Here is a 21652-nt window from a genome sequence, read left to right as displayed (position 1 = left end):
GTTTGACTAGCGAAGGGGGCGGCCGAGGGTACCTCACCCGGGGCCGGACCGCGAAGCGGCTGCCCGAGGCGGCTGCGGCGACGGGTCCCGAGGTGGCCGCGGTGACGACTCCGGGGCGGCTGTGGCGACGGCTCCGGGGTGGCGGCGGGTGACGGCTCCGGAGTGGCTGTGGCGACGAGAGGGAACCTGTTCGGCCCGAATGGCGTTCAATGGGGTGAGAGGCGGCATCGTGCGCACGAGCGAGGTGAAGCGCCGCCGGTGCGGAGGAGGGATCGCAATGACCAACCGAGGCAAGATCGCCGTGGGTGGAGTGGCCGTAGGGCTGTTCCTGTGGTGGCTCACGTCGTTTTGGATCGCGCTGTTGGTGATCGTCGGCGTACCTGCTGTGGCCTACCTGGCCCTGGACCCCTCCCAGCGGCGCAGGCTCCGCAGAGTCAGTCGCAAGGAACTGGGACGGTAGTCCCCGCGGTCGAGGGGCGGTCCGCCACGCGGCCGTCCGCGTCCTCGGCGAGAACACGTCCGCGTCCTCAGCGACGGAAAGGTCCGGCGCCCGGCGGTCGGTGCCTGTCCGTTCAGTGCCTGTCTCCTCGATCACGACCCCCCGCTGATCACTTGCCGAACGATGCCTCACTTGCCCGAAGAGTGCGCTCACGCGTCGCTGTGACGATCCAGACTGCCCCGGGGATGCAGACACCGTCTGCGGCCTCGAACTCCGAGAGGGCCTCCAGTACTCCGGTACGGACACGGGCGACGGTCGCCGGGTCGACATCGCGCAGGTTGTAGCGCGTCGGGCCCCATGGAGAAGATGAAGTCGGTGGCGTCGCCCGCGGTGGCGCCGAAGGCCATGGGCGCCTCGACCGGAGCCACGTCGATGTCGGTGGACCCGCTGTCGGCGAGGACTTGGCGGATGCGCGCCGGGTCGAGGAGCGCCCCATACCCCCGGAGGCGGGGGGCGGCTCACGCAGGAACGGCGAGAGTGCGGTGGTCGCGCGGGGGTAGGGCGCTGTCCGGGTTCGCGGGCTGCGGGCCGAGGAACGCGAGGCGGCGGGCGGGCACGAGCGCGTGCCTGAGGTGGGTGAAGGCTGCGACGTGGTCGGTGAAGCACATGACACCGCCGCGGCTGAGTGCGACATCGTCCGCGGTCGGCGTTCGCCGATGCGTCGGGAGCCCTGATGGTGAACGAGGGACAGAGCCTAGGCGGCGGGCCGCACGGCGATGCCGTCGAGGGCGGACAGGAGGTCCGGCAGCTCGTCACCGCGGCCGACCGGGCGTACTTCCCCCGGGGCCTCGTCCAGCAGCACGAAAGCGATGTCGTCCGTGCGTGCCACGACGCTCCATCCCGGTCCGTCGGCGCGGAGTGTGCGCGCCTCGCCCGAGGCGAACGCCGAGCGGATCCGTCCGGGCGGCGGTGGCGTGTCCACGTAGGCGCGAACCTCCTCCAGAACGCGCCGCACCTGTGGGTCCGGGTCCGCTCCTGTCTCCACGAACTCGACGTCTTCTTCGACCTGGGCCCGCCACTGCGCCCACTGAAGCGCGATCTCGTCCGCTCCGAGCCGTCGCTGGGCGGGGCCCCACGCGGAGGTGTCGGGCGGACAGAGAACCGCTCCGTTCCCCTCCGCCGCCGGTATCCGACTCGGGTCGTGGGGCTCCGGCACGCCCGGCGCGGAGACGGACAGCGCCAGCGGCCACCCCGGCAGTACGTCCACGACGTACCGCTCGTCGGGGGAGAGGTCGAACTCCATACCGCAGTCCCACGCGGCTACGGCGCAGGCCACCTGCGTGACGTCCTCGGACACCACCGTCCACCGTGCGCCCGCCCCGTCCTGGCCCAAGACGAGCCCGTACCCCTCGGCGAACGGCTTCAACCCCAGCCTGTCGCAGGCGGCGGGGTAGTCGTCGCCCAGCACGCTCGGAAACTGGGCCGGCGTCAACAGCACGGCAGTCAGTACATAGAGCGAATCCTCGTCCTCAGCCACCGACGGCCTCCCCTTTCTACCGCGTCCCGGTGACCATAGCTTTCGGAGGGCGTCCGCAACAGACTCGGCCTTGCCCGGACGGACGCACGATCGGCAGAGAGGGGCACGCTGTGGGGCGTTACGACCGACTCAAGTACATTCTCCGGCTCGACCCGGAGCGCGACGCGCACGAGATCTACCGGCTGATCGCGGCTTACGAGTTCCCCTGGGACATCACGCGCGCTCTCGAACTCGCGCTGTACCGCACCTACGCGGTGCCCAGCATCGGCAGCCTGCTGGCCAGGACGGCGGAGCTCACCGACCGGCCCCAGAAGCGCTACGACGACACGGCGCTGCTGCTGGACGCGGTGGTCGAGCACGGTTTCGACAGCGTCCACGGGCGCGGCGCCATCCGGCGGATCAACCAGATGCACCGTGCCTACGACATCTCCAACGACGACATGCGCTACGTGCTGTGCACCTTCGTGGTGACGCCCAAACGCTGGCTCGACCGCTTCGGCTGGCGGCGGCTGACAGCACATGAGCTGCGGGCGATCGCCCAGCACTACCGGACGCTGGGCCGCCACATGGGCATCAAGGACGTGCCGCGCACCTACGAGGAGTTCGAGCGATGCCTGGACGCGTACGAGGACGCCCACTTCGACTGGAGCGAGGGGGGACGCAAGGTCTCCGACGCCACGCTCGACCTGATGGCCTCCTGGTACCCGCGGCCGCTCGGCCCCCTGGTGCGCAACGCGAGCCTGGCCCTGCTGGACGACTCCCTGCTCCGGGCCTTCCGCTACCCGCGACCGGCCCCGGCCGCCCGTGGCCTGGTGCGCAGCGCCCTACGCCTGCGCGCGCGCAGCGTGCGACTGCTGCCGCCGCGCCGCCGCCCTCACTACGCACGGCAGAACCCGGAGATCAGGAGCTACCCCGGCTATCCCGAGGGCTATCGGACAGCCGACCTGGGTACCTTCCCGGCGAAGGGCGGAGCGGGCCCGGTCGTGTGCCCTGTTCCGCACGCCCACGGTGAACCCCTGGGCTGAGGCCCCCGGGGCTCCCCAGGAGCCACTGGCATCGCGTGCGCCCTGGCGCCGAAGCCGTGCGGGAGCGCGGGACGGCCACGGATCAGACCGCCTCTCTCTCCGCCAGGACGAGATACCGTTCGTCCTCGTCCACGTACGAGAGCATTCGCCAGCCGGTGGCCGCCAGCAGGGGCCGCAGGCGCGGTTCGGCCCGGATGTCCTGCGGGGTGATCCGCCGCCCCTGACGGGCTGCAAGCGCCGCGCGCCCCAAGGGGTGGAAGAGGGCCAGGCGTCCCTGCGGGCGTACGACGCGGGCCAGCTCACTGAGCCCGCTGCCGGGGCCCGGGAGATGCGAGATGAGGCCGGCGCCGAAGACCGCGTCGAGACAGCCGTCCCGCAGGGGCAACCGGGCCACGTCCGCAAGCAGCAGGGCGGTGGCCGCCGGCTGCCGGCCGGCGCGCGCCACTTCGTCCAGCATCGCCGGGGTGAGGTCGGCACCGAGCACCGTTCCCGACGCCCCTACCCGGGAGCGGAGTTCCGGCAGGGCCCTTCCGGTACCGCATCCCGCGTCCAGAACGGTGTCGCCCGGGCGCAGCCCCACCTTGGCGACGGCCGCGGCGTAGGCGGGGCCGTCGTCGGGAAACCGGGTGTCCCAGCGTGCGGCGCGTTCGGTGAAGAACTTCCGAACCGCGGCACGGCCGTCAGCCGAGTCATGTCTCATCCCCACATCTTCGCGTGCCGGCCTCACCTCATGGTCCCACGCGGCCTTCTGTGCCCTATCCGGAGGAGAAAAGACGGCGAAGCGCCCTCTGATCGGTGATACGTGTGTGACAGGAGCGACAGGGGTGTAACTGTGCGCGACGAAACAGAACCTCATGGTTGCTGACGGTGCTCTCATGGGTAAGGGTGGCACGGCGGATGCCGAGGAAAAGGGGGCGCGGGGTGGCACTGAACACGGGACTTGACTGGTTGCTGGACGACCTGACGAAGCGGATCTCCTCGGTCCGGCACGCGCTGGTTCTCTCCACGGACGGGCTCGTGACGGGCAGCAGCCAGGAACTCGACCGGGAGGACGCCGAGCATCTGGCCGCGGTCTCCTCCGGGTTGCACAGCTTGGCGAAGGGGAGCGGCCAGCACTTCAAGGCGGGGCGGGTACGCCAGACGATGATCGAATTCGACGAGGGCGTGCTGTTCGTGACGGCCGCGGGCGACGGCAGTTGTCTGTGCGTCCTCGCCGGCGCCGAGGCCGACGTCGGGCAAGTCGCCTACGAGATGACGCTGTTGGTCAACCGCGTCGGCGAACACCTCGGGCTCGCGATCCGAAATAGCCATTGACCTGGGGTTTCACAGAGTTATCCACAGGCCGGGCGGCAGGAGCGCCGGCGGGCTATCGTCGTTTCCCACGCAAGGAACGTGAGCAACGACGGGGATGACGCATGCGAGAGAAGTCCGACGTACGCCGTTCGGCGACGCCGTTTCCGCCCGCGGCCGGCGAGGCACGGAAAAGGGCCGCGGGGAGGCCGCTCGCGGGTGAGGTGGCGGTGAGCACGGCCGCCAAGGAGCTCGGTCTGCGGTTGGGGGAGTTCGAACTGGCGGTGCAGATCGAGGAAGTACGCACCGTGCCGGGACCGCCCGGTCGGCCACGCAGGGTGCCGCGGGAGGAGCTGGAACGGATCAAAGGAGCTGCGGACTTCCCCAGCGGACTGCGGGAGAGGCTACGCGTCATGGGGGCGCACGAGGCATCGGAACTATTGGACATCAGTGCCTCGCGCTTCGCCCGCCTCGCCAGGGCAGGCTGTTTCAGGCCGGTCGCTCTCTACGTGAATCGCTACCGTGTGCTGGTCTGGCTCTACCGAGCGGACGAACTGCGGGAATTCGCGGAGAACAACCCGTCACTGCTGGCGGGGCGCCTGCCGGCGGGTATGCGCGCCGCGCTGGCCGCCGGGACCGACCACCGTGCTCCCGGCTGGCGAGCGCGGCGGGTGGCGCAACTGTCCAGGCAGGCGGAGACCGCGTGGGAGCGTGCCGCCGCCAAGTCGAGCGTGCTGGGCGAGGAGGCCCTCGTCGAAGCCGTGCCCGACCCCCGCGAGCGGAGCGAGCTTGCGCGATTGCGGCCCGCGCTGCTGAAGGTGCGCAGCGAGTCTGTGGCCACGCAGGCCATGCTGGAGAAGCTCTGTCTGGCCGAAGGGGAGTCAGAGGTGCGCTGGCACCGGCTGATGCTGGAGGCGGAACTGGAGAGCGCCAGGGCGATCGCGCCTTCCCCGGCAGGCATCCCTGCGTCCCACGGAGCCCTTGCCGGTGTGCCTGGGCGGGCGGAGCCCACGGCCTTCCTCCCGGGCCCCAGTGGGGATCAACGGCCCGATCCGGTCACGCCACGGCCACTGACGCCTACGCCTGAGACATCCGTGCCTGCGCCACGAAAGCGCTGGGCGCTGCTCAGGCGCCGTAAACCGAAGCCCTCCGTCCGCCCGGCCCACTGACCGCTGACAGGCCGGGAGCGGAGATATCCGGCCTGTCGGGGAAGCGCTGTGCATCGCGAGGGGCACGGCGCGGGAAGAGGGCTACGAGCTGCTCCGGCCAGGGGCGGCTTCGTCCGCGTCGGTGCGGTGCGGGCGGAACAGCCCCTCCTGCATGACGGAGACGATCAACTTGCCCTCACGGTCGTAGATCTGGCCTCGGGCAAGCCCTCGCGCTCCCGTCGCGATGGGGGACTCCTGCTCGTAGAGGAACCACTCGTCGGCGCGGAACGGGCGGTGGAACCACATGGCGTGGTCGAGAGACGCCGTGTCGAAGTTCCGCGTGCCCCACAGCGGCTCGACAGGCAGCCGCACGGCGTCCAGAAGTGTCATGTCGCTGGCGTAGGTCAGCGCGCACGTGTGTACGAGAGAGTCGTCCCCCAGCGACCCGATCGCACGCATCCATACCGCACTGCGTGGCTCGACGCCCTGCAACTCGGACGGCGTCCAGCGCAGCCGTTCCACATAGCGCAGGTCGAACGCCTGACGGCGGGCCATGCGCTCCAGCGGCACGGGAAGTGAGCCGAGGTGCGCCTGGATCTCGTCGGCGAGCCTCGGCAGGCTCTCCGGCTCCGGCACGTCGGGCATCGGCAACTGGTGCTCGAATCCGGGCTCCCGCACATGAAAGGAGGCGGTGAGATTGAAGATCGTGCGTCCCCGCTGCACGGCGACCACGCGGCGGGTGGTGAAGGAACGTCCGTCCCGTACCCGCTCCACCTGGTACACGATGGGCACGCCTGGCGTGCCCGGACGCAGGAAGTACGCGTGGAGCGAATGCACGGGCCGCTCGTCGCCCACTGTGCGCCCGGCCGCCACCAACGCCTGCCCGGCCACCTGCCCGCCGAAGACCCGCTGGAGGGACTCGTGGGGGCTTTGTCCCCGGAAGATGTTGAGGTCGATCTCCTCCAGGTCGAGCAGGTCGACAAGGCGTTCCGCTGGGCTCGGCCCGGTCATCTCGTGCGTTCCCTTCTCACGTCCAAGGACGCCGTCTCGATCGGCTCAGTGCTCGCCGTGCTCACATCGGGCCGACATCGGTCACCTTGACCACCGCACGCCCCTCCTCGTCGGAGGCGACGAGATCGACCTCGGCCGAGATACCCCAGTCGTGATCCCCGCGGGGATCGGCGAACGTCTGCCGTACGCGCCACAACCGGTCCTCGGGTACTTCCTCGATCCGCAGCAGCCGCGGCCCCCGGGCGTCGGGCCCCGTGCCCAGCTCGTCGTACTCGTCCCAGTAGGCGTCCATCGCCTCCGCCCAGGCGTCCTCGTCCCAGCCGGCGTCCGCGTCCATCTCGCCCAGTTCCGCGCACTTGTCGAGCGCAGCCAGCTCCACCCTGCGGAACATCGCGTTGCGCACCAGGACGCGGAAGGCCCGGGGGTTCGCCGTGACGGGCTTGACCTGGTCGGCCCGTTCCTGGGCCTCCTCCGCCGTCTCATCCTCCGGGTTGGCCAGCTGCTCCCATTCGTCCAGCAGGCTGGAGTCGACCTGTCGCACCATCTCCCCGAGCCATTCGATGATGTCCTGGAAGTCCTCCGACTTGAGGTCGTCCGGGACGGTGTGCTCCAGGGCCTTGTAGGAGCTCGCCAGGTAGCGCAGCACGATTCCCTCGGTGCGGGCGAGTTCGTAGAAGGAGACGAACTCGCTGAAGGTCATCGCGCGCTCGTACATGTCGCGGATGACCGACTTGGGGGAGAGCGGGTGGTCGCCGACCCAGGGGTGGGACTTGCGGTAGAGGCCGTAGGCGTGGAACAGCAGTTCTTCCAGCGGCTGCGGGTAGCTGATCTCCATCAGCCGCTCCATCCGCTCCTCGTACTCGATCCCGTCGGCCTTCATCTGCGCGACCGCCTCGCCCTTCGCCTTGTTCATCTGCGCGGCGAGGATCTGACGGGGGTCGTCCAGCGTCGACTCCACGACGGAGACCATGTCCAGCGCGTAGGAGGGCGACTCGGGATCCAGCAGCTCGAAAGCGGCGAGCGCGAAGGTGGACAGCGGCTGGTTGAGGGCGAAGTCCCGCTGGAGATCGACGGTCAGCCGGATGGTCCTGCCCTCCGCGTCCGGCTCGTCCAGCCGTTCGACGATCCCGCCGTCCAGCAGCGAGCGGTAGATGGCGATGGCCCGCCGGATGTGCCGCAGCTGGGAGCGGCGGTCCTCGTGGTTGTCCTCCAGAAGCCGGCGCATCTGGGCGAACGCGTCGCCGGGACGCGCGATCACCGACAGCAACATCGCATGCGTCACCCGGAAGCGGGAGTTGAGAGGCTCGGGGTCGGATGCGATCAGCTTCTCGAAGGTCTGCTGACTCCAGTTGACGAAGCCCTCCGGAGCCTTCTTGCGGACGACCTTGCGACGCTTCTTGGGGTCGTCGCCTGCCTTCGCCAGCGCCTTCTCGTTCTCGATCACGTGCTCGGGGGCCTGCGCGACGACGTAGCCCGAGGTGTCGAAACCGGCGCGCCCGGCCCGGCCGGCGATCTGGTGGAACTCGCGGGCGCGCAGCGTGCGCACCCGGCTGCCGTCGTACTTGCTGAGCGCGGTGAACAGCACCGTCCTGATCGGCACGTTGACGCCGACCCCGAGGGTGTCCGTGCCGCAGATGACCTTCAGCAACCCCGCCTGCGCCAGCCGCTCCACCAGCCTCCGGTACTTCGGCAGCATTCCCGCGTGGTGCACGCCGATGCCGTGCCGCACGTAGCGGGACAGGTTGCGGCCGAACTTCGTGGTGAAGCGGAAATTGCCGATGACCTTGGCGATCTCGTCCTTCTCCGCCCGGGTCGACATGTTGATACTCATCAGCGCCTGCGCCCGCTCCACCGCCTGCGCCTGGGTGAAGTGCACGATGTAAACGGGCGCCTGACGCGTTTCGAGCAGCTCGGTCAGTGTCTCCGTCAGGGACGTGGTGCGGTAGTCGTAGCTCAGCGGCACCGGCCGGGTCGCGGACCGCACCACGGCCGTCGGGCGGCCTGTACGGCGGGTGAGATCCTTCTCGAATCGTGTGACATCACCCAGTGTGGCCGACATCAGGATGAACTGGGCCTGTGGCAGCTCCAGCAACGGAATCTGCCAGGCCCAACCCCGGTCGGGCTCGGCGTAGAAGTGGAACTCGTCCATCACGACCTGGCCGATGTCGGCGTCGGCGCCGTCGCGCAGGGCGATGGAGGCGAGCACCTCGGCCGTGCAGCAGATCACTGGGGCATCGGCGTTGACCGAGGCGTCGCCGGTGAGCATGCCGACGTTCTCGGTACCGAAGAGCTTGCACAGGTCGAAGAACTTCTCCGACACCAGCGCCTTGATCGGTGCGGTGTAGAAAGTCACCTTGTCGTGGGCGAGCGCCGCGAAATGAGCCCCCGCCGCCACCAGACTCTTGCCGGACCCGGTCGGCGTCGACAGGATCACGTTCGCCCCGGAGACCACCTCGATCAGCGCTTCCTCCTGGGCGGGATAGAGCGAGATGCCCCGCTCCTGCGCCCACCCGGAAAAGGACTCGAAGAGGGCGTCGGGGTCGGCGTCGCTCGGCATCTGGTCGATAAGGGTGGCTGTCACGCCCCCCATACTGCCCCCTGCCCCGGCCGATCAGGGAACCGGTGGGTTCCGGGTGATCATCGAGCGCTACGCTGTGTGGCCGACCGGGCGTCAGACCGGCGGGCGAGCCGGGCGCCGGGCCCGGAGGAGAACAGCGCGGGGGCGCGGGGCCCAGTCCCGGCCGCGGGACCGCGAGGGACGCGACGCACAGAACAGGGCGGGGATACGCATGATGGGACCGGCGCACTCGCTGTCGGGGGCAACTGCCTGGCTCGGTGTGGGAGCCGCCGCTGCCGCACTCGACCACCCGATGCCCTGGCTGGTGGTGGTCGTCGGCACCCTGTTGTGCGCCGGGGCTGCTCTAGCACCGGACCTCGACCAGAAGTCCGCCACCATTTCCCGGGCCTTCGGACCCATCTCCCACCTTCTGTGCGGAGTGATCGACAAGCTGTCCACGGCCGTCTACAACGGCACCCGCTCGCGCGGGGAGCGTCACCGTTCAGGAGGACACCGCACCCTCACCCACACGTGGCCGTGGGCGCTGTTCATAGGCGCCGGCTTCTCCACGGCGGCTGCCCTGTGGGGCCGCTGGGCCGTGCTGGTCATCCTCTTCATCCATGTGGTGCTCGCCGTCGAAGGCCTGCTGTGGCGGATGGCCCGGGTGTCCAGCGACGTGCTGGTGTGGCTCCTGGGAGCCGCCTGCGCCTGGATCCTGGCGGGCCTGCTGGAGGAGCCGGGGAATGGAGCCGGCTGGCTGTTCACCGGCGACGGCCAGGAGTACCTGTGGATGGGCGTGCCGATCGCGCTCGGTGCGCTGGTGCACAACATCGGAGACGCCCTGACGGTCTCCGGCTGCCCGGTCCTGTGGCCGATCCCGATAGCGGGCAAGCGGTGGTACCCGCTGGGCACCCCCCGGTTCATGCGTTTCCGCGCCGGGGCCTGGATCGAGAACGCCGTACTGATGCCGGCGTTCATGGTGCTCGGCGGAGCGGGCAGCCTGGTCGCCCTCGGCTTCATAGGCACCTGAACCGACCCGCCACGGGGCGGCGCCGGACCGGGCCGTCCGCGCCGCGAGCGTCCTGGCTCGCCTCGGACCCGCGCCGGACCAGGCCGCCCGTGCCGCGGGTTCCTCCCCCTGTCACGGTTCCGCGCCTGGCAACGGCACCCGTGGTGCGAGCGCACCAACCCAGCACGGCCCCGGGCCCGCGCCGGGCCGCGTCATCCGTGCCACGAGCGCCAGAGCGCCGCGTAGGGGCCGTCGGCCGCCACCAGGTCGTCGTGGCTGCCCAGTTCGCTGACGCGTCCGTCCTCGACCACCGCGATGACGTCCGCGTCGTGGGCCGTGTGCAGACGGTGGGCGATCGCCACCACCGTACGGCCCGCGAGGACCTGGCCCAGGGAACGTTCCAGATGCCGTGCGGCACGGGGATCCAGCAGGGATGTCGCCTCGTCGAGCACCAGTGTGTGCGGGTCGGCCAGAACCAGGCGGGCCAGTGCGATCTGCTGGGCCTGCGCCGGAGTGATCGTCATGCCCCCGGATCCGACCTCGCTGTCGAGCCCGTCCGCCAACGCGGTGGCCCAGCCGTCCGCCCCCACGGCGGCCAGCGCGGACCACAACTCGGCATCGCCGGACTTCGGGGAGGCCAACAGCAGGTTGTCGCGCAGGGTGCCGACGAAGACATGGTGCTCCTGGTTGACGAGCGCCACATGGCGACGCACGTCCTCCGCGCGCATGTCGCTCAGCCGCTCGCCTCCCAGAGTGACCTCTCCCCGACGTGGCCCGTAGATGCCCGCCAGCAGCCTCCCGAGTGTGGACTTGCCCGCCCCGGAAGGACCGACGAGCGCCACACGGCTGCCGGGGGTCACATCGAGCGTGATGCCGCGCAGCACGTCCACATCGGCCAGGTAGCCGAACCGCACCTGACGCGCGCGCACGTCCTTTCCCCGGGGGGTGAGACCGCCCACGCCGCTGTCCGGTTCGATCTCCCGGACTCCGACGAGCCGTGCCAGCGAGACCTGGGCGACCTGGAGCTCGTCGTACCAGCGCAGGATCATGTTCACCGGCTCGACCAGCATCTGTGCCAGCAGCGCGCCGGTCGTCAGCTGGCCCACACTGATCCAGCCCTCCATCACGAAGGCGCCGCCGAGCAGCAGCACGCCGCCGATGATCAGCATGTTGCTGAGGTTGACGACGGGGAAGAGGACAGTGCGCAGCCACATGGTCCTGCGTTCCCAGGCCGTCCACTCTCCGACCCGCCGCTCGGAGAGGGCCACCCGCCGTGCACCCAGCCTGTGCGCTTCCACGGTGCGTCCCGCGTCCACGGTCTCGGCCAGCGCGGCCGCGACGGCCGCGTAACCGGCGGCCTCGGCCCGGTAGGCGTGTGGCGCCCTGCGGAAGTACCACCGGCAGCCGATCACGAGCAGGGGAAGCGCGATGAGCACCGCAAGAGCCAAAGGCGGCGCTGTCAGGCACAGAGCACCGACCAACAGGACCGTCCATACCAGCCCCACGGCCAGTTGGGGTACGGCCTTGCGCATGGCGTCGGCCAGCCGGTCGATGTCGGTGGTGATCCGGGACAGGAGGTCGCCCGTTCCGGCCCGCTCCAGGACGCTGGGCGGCAGCGCCACCGAGCGCACGAGGAAGTCCTCTCTCAGGTCCGCCAGCATCTCCTCGCCCAGCATCGCGCCCCGCAGCCGTACCTGCTGGGTGAAGACGGTCTGCACCACGAGCGCGACGGCGAACAGGACAGTGACGCGGACCAGGTGCAGTTGGCGCTCATGGGCGGCCACGTCGTCGACCACCCCGCCGAGCAGATGCGGCCCGGCCATCGAGGCGATGACGGCGATGCTGTTGACCGTGACGAGCAGGACGAAGGCGCGGCGGTGACGCCGCAGCAACGCGCGCACATAGGACCGCACCGTCGCGGGAGACCCGACAGGCAGGATGGTGACGTCCTCGGGCGCCGACGGGTCGTACGCGGGGGCGGGCACCCCGAACCATCGGCTGTGCGGCGATGCGGAGGCCGGCACGGCCGCCCCCTGCGTCGCGGTGCTCCGGACGCTCACGCGGACTCGACCTCCTCGCTGTGGACGCGCCCCGATGACGCGCTGCTCCTCGCCGACGTGTCATTCCTCGCCGACGCGCTGCTCCCCGCTGACGCGGTGTTTCCCGCCGGCGTGGCCTTCCTGGCTGCTGCGGTGTCCGCAGCTGACGTGCCGTCCTCGGTTGACGTGCCGTCCTCGGTCGTTTCGCTGCTGCGCGGCGAAGCGCCGTTCGCCGCCGCAGCGTGTGCCCGGAAGGGCCGGGGGCCTTCGGAGCCGGGATCATCCGGTTCGCGACTGACGACGGCTCGGTACGCGGCGTGGGTGCGCAGGAGGTCGCGGTGCGTTCCGCTCGCGGCGGCTTTGTCTTCGTGCAGGAAGACGACGCGGTCGGCGCGGTCGAGCAGCAGTGGGCTGGAGGAGAGGACCACGGTCGTCCGACCGGACCTGAGCCGTCCGAGCTCCCGGGCGATCCGTGCCTCGGTGTGCGAGTCGACGGCCGACGTGGGTTCGTCGAGAACCAGTACGCGCGGGTCGGTCAGCAGCGAGCGGGCGAGGGCGAGCCGCTGCCGCTGGCCTCCCGACAGCGAACGCCCTCGCTCGGTGATCCGGGCCCGCATCGCGTCGCCCTCCGCGTCCGGGCTGCCCTGGATCAGGGCTTCCAGCACGTCGCCGCACTGGGCGGCAGCCAGGGCCCTGGCGGGAGTCACCGCGCCGGAGGCCGGCACGTCGAAGAGGTCGGTGAGAGTCCCCGAGAGCAGTACCGGGTCCTTGTCCTGGACGAGGACGGCGGTGCGCGCCTGCTCAAGCGTCATGCCGTCCAGCGGTGCGCCGTCGAGCAGCACGGAGTCGAGCGGGAGGGAGCGGAGTGGGACGGAGCCGGGTGAGACGGACGTGCCGGTCGGCTGCTGTTCTCCCTCGTTCCCGTCGCTGCGGCCCCCGGCCATGGACGCCGGGTGTCCGCCCAGCCGCTCCGCGAGGTGTCCGGCCGCGTCCGGGTCGCCGCAGACCACGGCGGTGAGCATCCCGGGCGGCGCGTGCAGCCCGGTGACCGGGTCGTACAGTCCCTCCGAGCCGTTTGTGCGGCCGGCCGGGAGATCAGAGGCCGCGTACTCGCCGCTCCGGTGGCTCCCGCGCTCGTCTCGGCGGCTCGCGCAGCTGTCCTCACCGGCCGACCGCCGCAGTGCCAGGACGCGTGCCGCGCGGGCGGCCGAAGGGCGCGAGAAGGAGTACGACATCGCGAACTCGCCGAAGAGCTGGAGCGGCATGAGGAGAAAGCTGATGGCTCCGTACACCATGACCAGCTCGCCTACGGCGATACGGCCGTCCACCGCCAGCCCGGCGCCGTACCACACCACCGCGATCAGCAGCAGTCCGGGCAGGGCGACTTGGAGGGCCTCGATGAACGACCACATGCGTGCCGTCCGCACGGCAGCCCGCCGTACCTCCTGTGACGCTCGGCGGTAGCGGGCGAGGAAGAGTTCCTCACCCCCGATGCCGCGCAGGACGCGCAGACCGGCGACGGTGTCGGCGGCGAGTTCGGTCGCGCGTCCGGCCTTCTCGCGTTGCGCGTCGGCCCGCCGGGTCGCCCGGGGGAGGAGTGGCAGCACGGTCAGTGCCAGAGCGACCATGCCGGCGCAGGCGAGGAGCCCCAGCTGCGGCTGGTAGACCACCAGGGCCGCGCAGACGCCCAGCGTGGTCAGCAGGGCGGCGCTGAAGCGGGAGACCGCTTCGACGCACCAGCCGATGCGCTCGATGTCTCCTGTCGAAACCGCGACCACTTCGCCGGCCGCGACGCGGCGGGTGAGCGTGGAGCCCAGGGCGGCGGTGCGGCGGGCGAGCAGCTGCTGGATGCGTGCGGCGGCGGTGATCCAGTTGGTGACGGCGACCCGATGCAGCATCGTGTCGCCGACTGTCACGGCCAGGGTGAGGGCCAGCATCGCCGCTCCGGCCCGGGTGAGTCCGGCACCCGAGCGGTCCACGACGGCGTTCACGGCCAAGCCGGCGACGGCGGGGAAGGACGCGATGGAGGCGAGGTGCAGCACGCCCCAGCCCAACGCCTTGAGCTGGCCGCCGAGCTGGCGGCGGCCCAGCCACACGAGCAGCCGGAAGCCCGACCTGACGTCCGGGTCGCCGGGGTCGGAGTAGGGGAGGTCGCGAATCTGCATGACGTTCCAAACGGTTGCGCAAGCGCGGGCGGCCGGGTGCGGGAGGCGAGGCGCGCTGCGACGTGTCGGGGTCCGTGGGAGCCGGGTCAGGAGAGGCCGTGGTCGGCCGGCGGACAGACGTGCGGAGCGAATGCGGCGAGCGGGCATGCGGGACGCACCCGTGCGGGCCGGGCGACGGGGGCCCGGCGGGTGTCCGCCGATCTCATCCGGTCACTCGCGGAATGGCAACGGGTTTTCCCGGGCGGCGTCACGGTTCAGGCCAATGCGAGGATGGAGGACATGCGCATACGTGGGGCAGGACGGACAAGCGGCGCGGCAGCGGCGCGCGGGACCACCACGGGCCGTGCCCAGGACGTGCCGGCTGCCAGGGCGAGAGCGCGCGCCAAGGCCAGGGCCGCTCTGGTGGCGGCAGCGGGTGGCACGGTGCTGGCTGTGCTCCTCGCGGGCTGCGGGTCCGACGATGGTGGAGGTCAGGGCTCGGGCAGTACGAAGGCCGAGAAGGGCTCAGAGCCACCACCGAAGGCCGAGCTGGCGAAGAACCCCACGGAAATCCCTCGTGTGGGTGACCGTCTCCAGGCGAAGATTCCCGACAACAGCACTCAGGTCGTGGCCGTCGAGGGCAGGGGCAAGGACTCGGCGGCCGCGACGGTCCGCCTCTACACCCGGCACGGCAAGGCGTGGCACGAGGAGCACAGCTGGCAGGCGCACAACGGCAAGAAGGGCTGGACGCGCGACCACCGTCAGGGCGACAAGCGCAGCCCGGTCGGTGTCTTCTCGCTCTCGGACGCGGGCGGGGTACTGCCCGGACCCGACGCCAGGCTGCCGTACGCCCACACGTCGGCGTTCACTCCGCCCTCGTACTGGCCGAAGAAGACCCGGCACGACTTCGACCACGTGATCGCCATCGACTACAACCGCGTCAAGGGCACCTCCCCCCTCGACCCGACCCGGCCGCAGGGCCAGGCCAAGGGGGGCAGCATCTGGTTGCACATGGACCACGGCAGCGGCACATCGGGCTGTGTGAGCCTGTCGAAGTCCGGGATGGAGACGCTGCTGCGGACGTTGGATCCGGGCAAGCACCCCACGGTCGTGATGGGGGACAAGGCTTCGCTCAAGAGCTGAGCGGGTGAGCGAGCGGTTCCCGGGCGCGACGAACCGGGCCCGGGCGCCCGCCACTTCTCAGGGGGCGAGGTTCTCCTCCGTCACGTCCCGACTCATTCCTCGGGCTTCTCGGAGTCGACACCCGGGCGTTCCTTCTTCCAGAGGCCACGGGTGAAGTCCGGGATCTCCTGCGGCAGGCCCTTGGCCTTGATGGAGGCGTGGCTGAGCGGCACGGGGGCGGTCCAGGTGGCCGCGTCGTAGACGTCGAAGTCGGGTACCAGCCCCAGCCTCATGCACTGCGTCAAGCGGAAGAGCATGATGTAGTCCATGCCGCCGTGCCCGCCGGGGGGATTGGCGTGTTCCTTCCACAGCCAGTGGTCGTGTTCCTTGTACCCGTCGAAGTCGCCCCATTCGTCGCCGGACATGTCCGGTTCGAGATAGACGCGGGGCGGGTAGTCCTCGAAGACGCCCTTGGTGCCGCCGAGGATGTTGAGCCGGGAGTAGGGGTGGGGGTTGGAGACGTCCTGTTCCAGACGGATGACCCGGCCCTTGGCGGTCTGGATGAGGCTGATCGCCATGTCGCTCTTGATGTAGGTCTCCTTCCAGCTCTCGTCGCCCTTCGGCGCGTGTTCCTCGCGGTAGGCGGCCAGGCCGAGGGAGGGGGACCCGAAGGTGGCGATCCGGACCGCGCGATCGCCACGGTTGACGTCCATGTAGTTGGCGACGGGGCCGAAGCCGTGGTTCGGGTAGAGGTCGCCCTTGAGCCGGGTGTGCCACTTGCGGCGCCAAGGGCCCTCGTAGTAGTCGGGGTCGAACATCAGGCCGCGCAGGTCGTGGAGGTAGGCGCCCGCGCCGTGCAGCAGGTCACCGAAGAGCCCTTCGTGCGCCATGCGCAGGACCCGCATCTCGTTCTGCCCGTAGGCGCAGTTCTCCAGTTGCATGCAGTGCTTGCGGGTCTTTTCCGAAAGGTCGACCAGCTCCCACAGCTCTGTGAGTTCCAGCGCGATCGGACACTCGACGCCGACGTGCTTGCCGCCCTTCATGGCGGCCTTCGCCATCTCGAAGTGCCAGTCCCACGGGGTGGCGACGTAGACGAAGTCGAGGTCCCCGCGTCTGCACAGCTTCTCGAAGTCGTGGTCGCCCTTGGCGTAGAGGGCCGGCGCCGGCTGGCCCGCGTCGGTGACCTTCTTGGCGGCGCGTTCGGTCTTCTCCCGCACCGGATCGCACAGCGCGACCACCCGCACGCCCTCCAGGGCCAGGAAGAGGTCGATCATGCTGCCGCCGCGCTGCCCCAGGCCGATAATGCCGACCCGGACGGTGCGGCGCTCGTCGAACGGTACGCCGATCATGGTGCGACCCCGCCGTGGCGGTGTCGCGGCCTCGCCCTGCGCGGCTGCGGCGGCCGCAGCGGGGCCGGGCGCCGCGGCCTCCGCCGCCGGGGTGCTCACTGCCCCGATGCCCAGCCCCGCTCCGGCGGCTGAGGCGGTCCGCAGTACGGAGCGGCGGCTGAATCCTTGGTCGTCACTCATCGGGTCTCCCGCAGTCTTCGCATGTCGTCCGGGTGGGTGAACTCGGCTATGGACCCTGCTGGTTGAGACCAGTGGTGCGCAAGAGCGCGGACTTGGACTCTCGTCGTTCGTGGATGGACTTCCGCGTCCGGTGCGGGACTTCCGCCCCCGCAACTTCTTGCTGCAAGGGACTGGAATTCCTTGCGCACCCTCTTGACGTGCTCACGCCCTGACGGCAGGCTCCCGGTCAACCTCGTGGTCACGCGGGCTCGCTCGAACCCGCGTGTCCACGTCCCCCCACGGCGGCCCAGGCGCCTGGCTGCCTTCCGGGCACCTGAGTGCCCGCACACCGAAGGAGCCGCATCATGAGAAAACGTCTGCTCAGCGCGAGCACGGCAGGGGTACTGGCGGCCGGCGGCCTGCTCGCGACGGCGCCCTGGCACGCGCAGGCGGACCCCGCGCAGGCGGGCCCCTCCGCAACCGCGGCAAAGGTTTCCCCTCCCGGTGAGAGGGCTGTCACCGCCACGCTGTTCGAGCGCCCCTTCGCGTCCGTCGCCCAGGAGTGCACGGACACGCTCGGTCCCGCCGGCTACGGCTATGTGGAGGTCTCGCCCGCCGGCGAGCACATTCAGGGGGACGCCTGGTGGACGTCGTACCAGCCGGTCAGCTACAAGATCGCGGGCAGGCTCGGCAGCCGTGCCGACTTCGCGGACATGGTGCAGGCGTGTGAGTCGGCGGGCGTCAAGGTGATCGCGGACGCCGTCATCAACCACATGACCTCGGGATCGGGCACGGGAACCGGCGGCACCCCGTACTCCAAGTACGCCTACGAGGGCACCTGGGAGGACGCCGACTTCCACACCTGCCGTCGTGACATCGCGGACTACACCAACCGTGACGACGTGCAGAACTGCGAACTGGTGGGCCTCGCCGACCTCGACACCGGCAGCGACAAGGTGCGCGGCGCCATCGCCGGCTACCTCGACGACCTGCGGTCCCTGGGGGCGGCCGGGTTCCGGATCGACGCGGCCAAGCACATGGCGGCGGCCGACATGGCCGCCATCAAGGCGAAGATGACCGAGGACCCGGGTTTCTGGGTCAGCGAGGTGATACACGGCGACGGCGAGGCGGTACAGCCGGAGGAGTACACGGAAGTGGGGGACGTCGACGAGTTCCGCTACGGCCGCGCGCTCAAGGGGGCGTTCCAGGGCGGAGACCTCGGCGCGCTCCAGAACCTCGGCGACGGCATGCTGGAGGGCGGTTCCGCACGCACGTTCGTCGACAACTGGGACACCGAGCGCAACGGCTCGACGCTGACCTACAAGGACGGTGCGGCCCACACGCTCGCCAACGTCTTCCTGCTCGCCCACCCCTACGGTTCGCCGAACGTCTACTCGGGCTACGAGTTCAGCGACGCCGACGCCGGGCCGCCCAGCGGCGGGACCGGCTGGACCGGCAACCACGCCAAGCCGGAGATCACCGGGATGGTCGGCTTCCACAACGCGGTCGGCACGGCGGAGCTCACCGACTGGTGGTCCGAGGGGCAGGCCCTTGCCTTCAGCCGCGGCGACAAGGGCTTCGTCGCGCTCAACAACAGTGACAGCGAGGTCAGCAGGGCGTTCACGACCTCGCTGCCGTCCGGGACCTACTGCAACGTGGCCTCCGCGCAGGGCGGCTGCGGACAGAAGGTGGAGGTCGGCTCAGACGGCACCGCGCAGGTGACGCTGCCGGCCCGCAGCGCCGTCGCCCTGCACGTGGACGCGACGGAGTGACGCACGGGGCGGGCCCGCACAGTGGCCCGCCCCGCCCCTGCGTCGGCCGCCGTCAGCGAGGGCGGGTGGCACGCTCCAGTTCCTGGATCACCGAGTGGTACCCGCGGTCGCCTGTGGCGTGGTCCATGCCGATCTCGCAGGTCCGGTTCGCCGACAGGTACGCGTCGTACGAGCGCCGGCCCACCTCCGCGGCCTCGCGGGCCGTCGCGGAGGCGGTCAGCTCCTCGTGCAGCAATCCGCGGTCGCCCGCGAAGGCACAGCACCCGGCGTCCAGCGGAACCACGACCTCGTGGGCGCACGCCTGCGCCACCTGGCGCAGTTCCGCCTCGTCACCCAGGTGCCGCATGGAGCAGGTGGGGTGGAGGACGGCCGAGGCGACGCGGCTCTCGACGGTGAGCCGGGGAAGCAGCTCCTGAGCGGCCCAGACCAGGGAATCGACGATCGTCAGCCGTTCGTGGAGTTTGCGGTTGGCCGGCGTGAGGTACGGCACCACCTCCTCGGCGATCCCCAGGGTGCAGGAGGAGGCGTCCACGACGAGCGGGAGTTCACCGCCGTCCGTCCACCGCCAGGCGGCCTCCACCATGCGGTTGGCCATCAGCGTGTTGCCCGCCTCGTAGCCCTTGGAGTGCCAGATGGTGGCACAGCAGGTGCCCGTCACGTCCTCCGGTATCCACACCGGGCGTCCCGCGCGCGCTGAGACGGTCACCATGGCCTCAGGCAGCGACGCTCCCTGGTAGCCGTCCGGGTCACCGAAGATACGGTTCACACAGGCCGGGTAGTACACGGCGGAGGCGAGCTGCCTGCTGGTCGCCGGAAGGCGGCCGGCGGCCGGAGCCGGGATCTCGGGCAGCCACTCGGGCACCAGGTCCGGGCGCACCGCCTTGCGCGCCGCGCCGGTCACCGCCTTGAGCATCCGGTCACCCAGCGTGCCGTCGCGGCCGCGCAGGCGCTTGCGCAGCTGGTCGGCGGCCGCGACGGCCAGCCGGGCCGAGCGCTCCACACGGGCGAAGTGCTGTGCCGTGCGTGCGGCGGTGCGCTCCTCGCGGGAGGAGTGCCGCGCGTGTCGGAAGGACTTCATCATCGCGCCCGTGTCGATGCCGACCGGGCAGTCGAGCGCGCAGGTGGAGTCGCCCGCGCAGGTGTCCACGGCGTCGTATCCGTAGCTGGCGAGCAGGTTCTCGCCCACCAGGGAACCGGGGCGCTGCCGCAGCATCTCGCGGCGGAGCACGATGCGCTGCCGTGGTGTGGTGGTCAGGTCCTCGCTCGGGCAGGTGGGTTCGCAAAAACCGCACTCGATGCACGGGTCGGCGACGGCTTCCACGCTGGGGATGGATTTCAGCCCCCGCAGGTGCGCTCGCGGATCACGGTCCAGCAGGACGCCGGGGGCCAGCACCCCGGCGGGGTCCAGGAGCCGCTTGATGCGCCACATCAGCTCGGTGGCCTCGGCTCCCCACTCCAGCTCCAGGAACGGGGCGATGTTGCGGCCGGTGGCGTGCTCTGCCTTGAGGGAGCCGTCGAATCGCTCGACGGTCATCCGGCAGAAGTCGTCCATGAACGCGGCATAGCGGGCCACGTCCTCGGGGTTCGCCGCGTCGAAGGCCAGCAGGAAGTGCAGGTTGCCGTGCGCCGCGTGCCCGGCCACCGCGGCGTCGAAGCCGTGGCGTTCCTGAAGCTCCAGCAGCGCCTCGCACGCCTCGGCCAGCCGGGAGGGCGGCACCGCGAAGTCCTCGGTGATCAGGGTGGTGCCGGAGGGGCGTGAGCCCCCGACCGCCGTGACGAACGCCTTGCGCGCCTTCCAGTACGAGGCGATCGTCCCTGGATCGCGTGTCAGCTCGTTGGTGACCGAGGGGACAGGGGCCACCAGGTCCAGGTCGGCCAGCACCGCGCGTGCCGCTTGCTCGCGCTCCTCGCGTACGGCGTCGTCGGGGGAGCGGAACTCGACCAGCAGGGCCGTGGTCTCCTTGGGCAGGTCCGCCCAGTCCTGCGGCACTCCCGAGACGCTCACCGAGGCCCGCAGGGTGTTGCCGTCCATCAGCTCCACGGACATCGCCCCGGCCTCGTTGAAGCGGGGCACCGCGGCGGCCGCGGCCGACAGCGACGGGAAGAAGAACAGCCCCGTCGAGGTGCGACGGTGCAGCGGCAGGGTGTCGAAGACGAACTCCGCGAGAAAGCCGAGCGTGCCCTGGGAGCCGACCATCAGCCCGCGCAGGATCTCGACCGGCGTGACGCCGTCCAGGAAGGCGTCGAGCCGGTAGCCGTTGGTGTTCTTCAACTCGTACTTGGCCCGGATGCGGGCGACGAGCCGCGCGTCGGCCTCGATCTCGGCCTTGAGTGCCAGCAGGCCCTCGCACAGCCCGGGCTCCTCCCGCGCCAGCTTCTCGTCCGCCGCCGGGTCGGCCGTGTCCACGACGGTGCCGCTCGCCAGGACGCAGGTCAGCGAGGCGACGGTGCGGTAGGAGTTGCGGGTGGTGCCCGCCGTCATCCCGGAGGCGTTGTTGGCGACCACTCCGCCGACGGTGCAGGCGATGGCGCTGGCCGGGTCGGGACCCAGCAGCCGTCCGTGCGGCGCCAGCGCGGCGTTCGTCCGGAAGACGGTGGTGCCAGGCCCGATCCGTGCCCGCCTGCCCTCCTCCAAGACCTCGACACCCGTCCAGTGGCGGCGCACGTCGATGAGGATGTCCTCACCCTGCGCCTGGCCGTTCAGCGACGTGCCGGCGGCGCGGAAGACGACGTCCCGGCCGTGCTCGTGTGCGTAGAAGAGCACCGCGGCGACGTCCGTCGCGTCCTCGGCGAGCACCACCACCTGGGGAATGAAGCGGTACGGGCTCGCGTCGGAGGCGTAGCGCACCAGGTCGGAGACCTTCGAGAGCACCTTCTCCGAGCCCAGCAGCTTCTCCAGGTCGCTCCGGAGCGGCTGCGGGGTGCCGTGCGCCCGCTCCTGCGGCACCCGGTCGGCGGCGGGGGCGTGACCGGCGCCGGTGCGCGGGCGCAGTGCTCCAGGCTTCGGTTCGAGCAGCGGCATGGCATCTCCTGGGCACGCGAGGGGGCGAG

At 70.7% G+C, this 21652-nt stretch carries 15 protein-coding genes; 7 read left to right on the top strand and 8 right to left on the bottom strand.

Translation table 11 applies throughout. The features are described 5' to 3' along the window. Positions 1 to 277 precede the first annotated feature (277 nt). Positions 278 to 460 carry a hypothetical protein gene (locus DQ392_RS08335; RefSeq protein WP_114014874.1) on the top strand — a complete coding sequence of 61 codons (183 nt, stop codon included), beginning with the start codon at positions 278 to 280 and terminating at the stop codon, positions 458 to 460. Positions 461 to 1193: 733 nt separating this feature from the next. Here the strand turns inward: DQ392_RS08335 and DQ392_RS08330 are convergent. Further along, positions 1194 to 1976, bottom strand: a complete 783-nt coding sequence (locus DQ392_RS08330; protein WP_114014873.1) for a hypothetical protein — start codon at positions 1974 to 1976, stop codon at positions 1194 to 1196. Positions 1977 to 2086: 110 nt separating this feature from the next. On the opposite strand from DQ392_RS08330, the gene DQ392_RS08325 reads away from it, so the two are divergent. Further along, a complete protein-coding gene (locus tag DQ392_RS08325) occupies positions 2087 to 3001 on the top strand; it encodes an oxygenase MpaB family protein (RefSeq protein ID WP_114014872.1) in 915 nt (304 codons plus the stop codon). Between the two features lie 82 nt (positions 3002 to 3083). Here the strand turns inward: DQ392_RS08325 and DQ392_RS08320 are convergent, their stop codons facing one another. Beyond that, the gene (locus DQ392_RS08320) at positions 3084 to 3701 is read right to left on the bottom strand and encodes a class I SAM-dependent methyltransferase (protein ID WP_114014871.1); all 618 of its coding nucleotides are present in this window, start codon (positions 3699 to 3701) and stop codon (positions 3084 to 3086) included. A gap of 221 nt (positions 3702 to 3922) precedes the next feature. On the opposite strand from DQ392_RS08320, the gene DQ392_RS08315 reads away from it, so the two are divergent. Continuing rightward, the gene (locus tag DQ392_RS08315; RefSeq protein WP_114014870.1) at positions 3923 to 4315 is read left to right on the top strand and encodes a roadblock/LC7 domain-containing protein; all 393 of its coding nucleotides are present in this window, start codon (positions 3923 to 3925) and stop codon (positions 4313 to 4315) included. Positions 4316 to 4416: 101 nt separating this feature from the next. Then, positions 4417 to 5460 carry a DUF6397 family protein gene (locus DQ392_RS08310; protein ID WP_220182600.1) on the top strand — a complete coding sequence of 348 codons (1044 nt, stop codon included), beginning with the start codon at positions 4417 to 4419 and terminating at the stop codon, positions 5458 to 5460. Between the two features lie 81 nt (positions 5461 to 5541). Here DQ392_RS08310 and tesB read toward each other — a convergent pair whose 3' ends face one another. Together tesB and DQ392_RS08300 are read right to left on the bottom strand one after the other, a co-directional pair. Beyond that, positions 5542 to 6450 carry an acyl-CoA thioesterase II gene (gene tesB, locus DQ392_RS08305; RefSeq protein WP_114014869.1) on the bottom strand — a complete coding sequence of 303 codons (909 nt, stop codon included), beginning with the start codon at positions 6448 to 6450 and terminating at the stop codon, positions 5542 to 5544. A 61-nt stretch (positions 6451 to 6511) separates the two neighbouring features. Further along, a complete protein-coding gene (locus DQ392_RS08300) occupies positions 6512 to 9040 on the bottom strand; it encodes a DEAD/DEAH box helicase (protein WP_114014868.1) in 2529 nt (842 codons plus the stop codon). Between the two features lie 199 nt (positions 9041 to 9239). Between DQ392_RS08300 and DQ392_RS08295 the strand changes: the two genes are divergently transcribed. After that, positions 9240 to 10037 (top strand): metal-dependent hydrolase, encoded by a 798-nt coding sequence (locus DQ392_RS08295; RefSeq protein WP_114014867.1) that lies wholly within the window; start codon positions 9240 to 9242, stop codon positions 10035 to 10037. 191 nt (positions 10038 to 10228) lie between these two features. Here the strand turns inward: DQ392_RS08295 and DQ392_RS08290 are convergent, their stop codons facing one another. Both DQ392_RS08290 and DQ392_RS08285 read right to left on the bottom strand, forming a co-directional pair. Further along, positions 10229 to 12040: an ABC transporter ATP-binding protein gene (locus DQ392_RS08290; RefSeq protein ID WP_114015011.1), complete on the bottom strand. Its 1812-nt coding sequence runs from the start codon at positions 12038 to 12040 to the stop codon at positions 10229 to 10231. 32 nt (positions 12041 to 12072) lie between these two features. Beyond that, complete coding sequence (locus DQ392_RS08285; RefSeq protein WP_245981264.1) at positions 12073 to 14220, bottom strand: ABC transporter transmembrane domain-containing protein; 2148 nt, start codon at positions 14218 to 14220, stop codon at positions 12073 to 12075. Between the two features lie 279 nt (positions 14221 to 14499). Between DQ392_RS08285 and DQ392_RS08280 the strand changes: the two genes are divergently transcribed. Beyond that, entirely contained in the window at positions 14500 to 15342 is an 843-nt protein-coding gene (locus DQ392_RS08280) for a L,D-transpeptidase family protein (RefSeq protein WP_114014866.1), read from the top strand. A 92-nt stretch (positions 15343 to 15434) separates the two neighbouring features. On the opposite strand, the gene DQ392_RS08275 is transcribed toward DQ392_RS08280, so the two are convergent. Further along, the gene (locus DQ392_RS08275) at positions 15435 to 16850 is read right to left on the bottom strand and encodes a Gfo/Idh/MocA family protein (RefSeq protein WP_114014865.1); all 1416 of its coding nucleotides are present in this window, start codon (positions 16848 to 16850) and stop codon (positions 15435 to 15437) included. Positions 16851 to 17194: 344 nt separating this feature from the next. On the opposite strand from DQ392_RS08275, the gene DQ392_RS08270 reads away from it, so the two are divergent. Then, positions 17195 to 18601, top strand: coding sequence for an alpha-amylase (locus tag DQ392_RS08270; protein WP_114014864.1), 1407 nt, complete (start codon positions 17195 to 17197; stop codon positions 18599 to 18601). Between the two features lie 52 nt (positions 18602 to 18653). Here DQ392_RS08270 and DQ392_RS08265 read toward each other — a convergent pair whose 3' ends face one another. Next, positions 18654 to 21623 carry an FAD-binding and (Fe-S)-binding domain-containing protein gene (locus DQ392_RS08265; RefSeq protein ID WP_114014863.1) on the bottom strand — a complete coding sequence of 990 codons (2970 nt, stop codon included), beginning with the start codon at positions 21621 to 21623 and terminating at the stop codon, positions 18654 to 18656. Between the last annotated feature and the right edge of the window lie 29 nt (positions 21624 to 21652).

The organism is Streptomyces reniochalinae (genome assembly GCF_003323735.1).
GTDB classification, from domain to species: Bacteria; Actinomycetota; Actinomycetes; order Streptomycetales; family Streptomycetaceae; genus Streptomyces; species Streptomyces reniochalinae.
The sequence above is the reverse complement of the archived record's forward strand: the minus strand, read 5'-3'. Positions and strand labels throughout refer to the sequence as shown.

What these genes read in the sequence shown, in the direction of transcription:
- DQ392_RS08320 (WP_114014871.1), bottom strand. Translation starts at nt 3,701, where the DNA reads ATGAGACATGACTCGGCTGACGGCCGTGCCGCGGTTCGGAAGTTCTTC.
- DQ392_RS08300 (WP_114014868.1), bottom strand. Translation starts at nt 9,040, where the DNA reads ATGGGGGGCGTGACAGCCACCCTTATCGACCAGATGCCGAGCGACGCC.
- DQ392_RS08335 (WP_114014874.1), top strand. Translation starts at nt 278, where the DNA reads ATGACCAACCGAGGCAAGATCGCCGTGGGTGGAGTGGCCGTAGGGCTG.
- tesB (WP_114014869.1), bottom strand. Translation starts at nt 6,450, where the DNA reads ATGACCGGGCCGAGCCCAGCGGAACGCCTTGTCGACCTGCTCGACCTG.
- DQ392_RS08265 (WP_114014863.1), bottom strand. Translation starts at nt 21,623, where the DNA reads ATGCCGCTGCTCGAACCGAAGCCTGGAGCACTGCGCCCGCGCACCGGC.
- DQ392_RS08275 (WP_114014865.1), bottom strand. Translation starts at nt 16,850, where the DNA reads ATGAGTGACGACCAAGGATTCAGCCGCCGCTCCGTACTGCGGACCGCC.
- DQ392_RS08280 (WP_114014866.1), top strand. Translation starts at nt 14,500, where the DNA reads ATGCGCATACGTGGGGCAGGACGGACAAGCGGCGCGGCAGCGGCGCGC.
- DQ392_RS08285 (WP_245981264.1), bottom strand. Translation starts at nt 14,220, where the DNA reads ATGCAGATTCGCGACCTCCCCTACTCCGACCCCGGCGACCCGGACGTC.
- DQ392_RS08295 (WP_114014867.1), top strand. Translation starts at nt 9,240, where the DNA reads ATGATGGGACCGGCGCACTCGCTGTCGGGGGCAACTGCCTGGCTCGGT.
- DQ392_RS08310 (WP_220182600.1), top strand. Translation starts at nt 4,417, where the DNA reads ATGCGAGAGAAGTCCGACGTACGCCGTTCGGCGACGCCGTTTCCGCCC.
- DQ392_RS08270 (WP_114014864.1), top strand. Translation starts at nt 17,195, where the DNA reads ATGAGAAAACGTCTGCTCAGCGCGAGCACGGCAGGGGTACTGGCGGCC.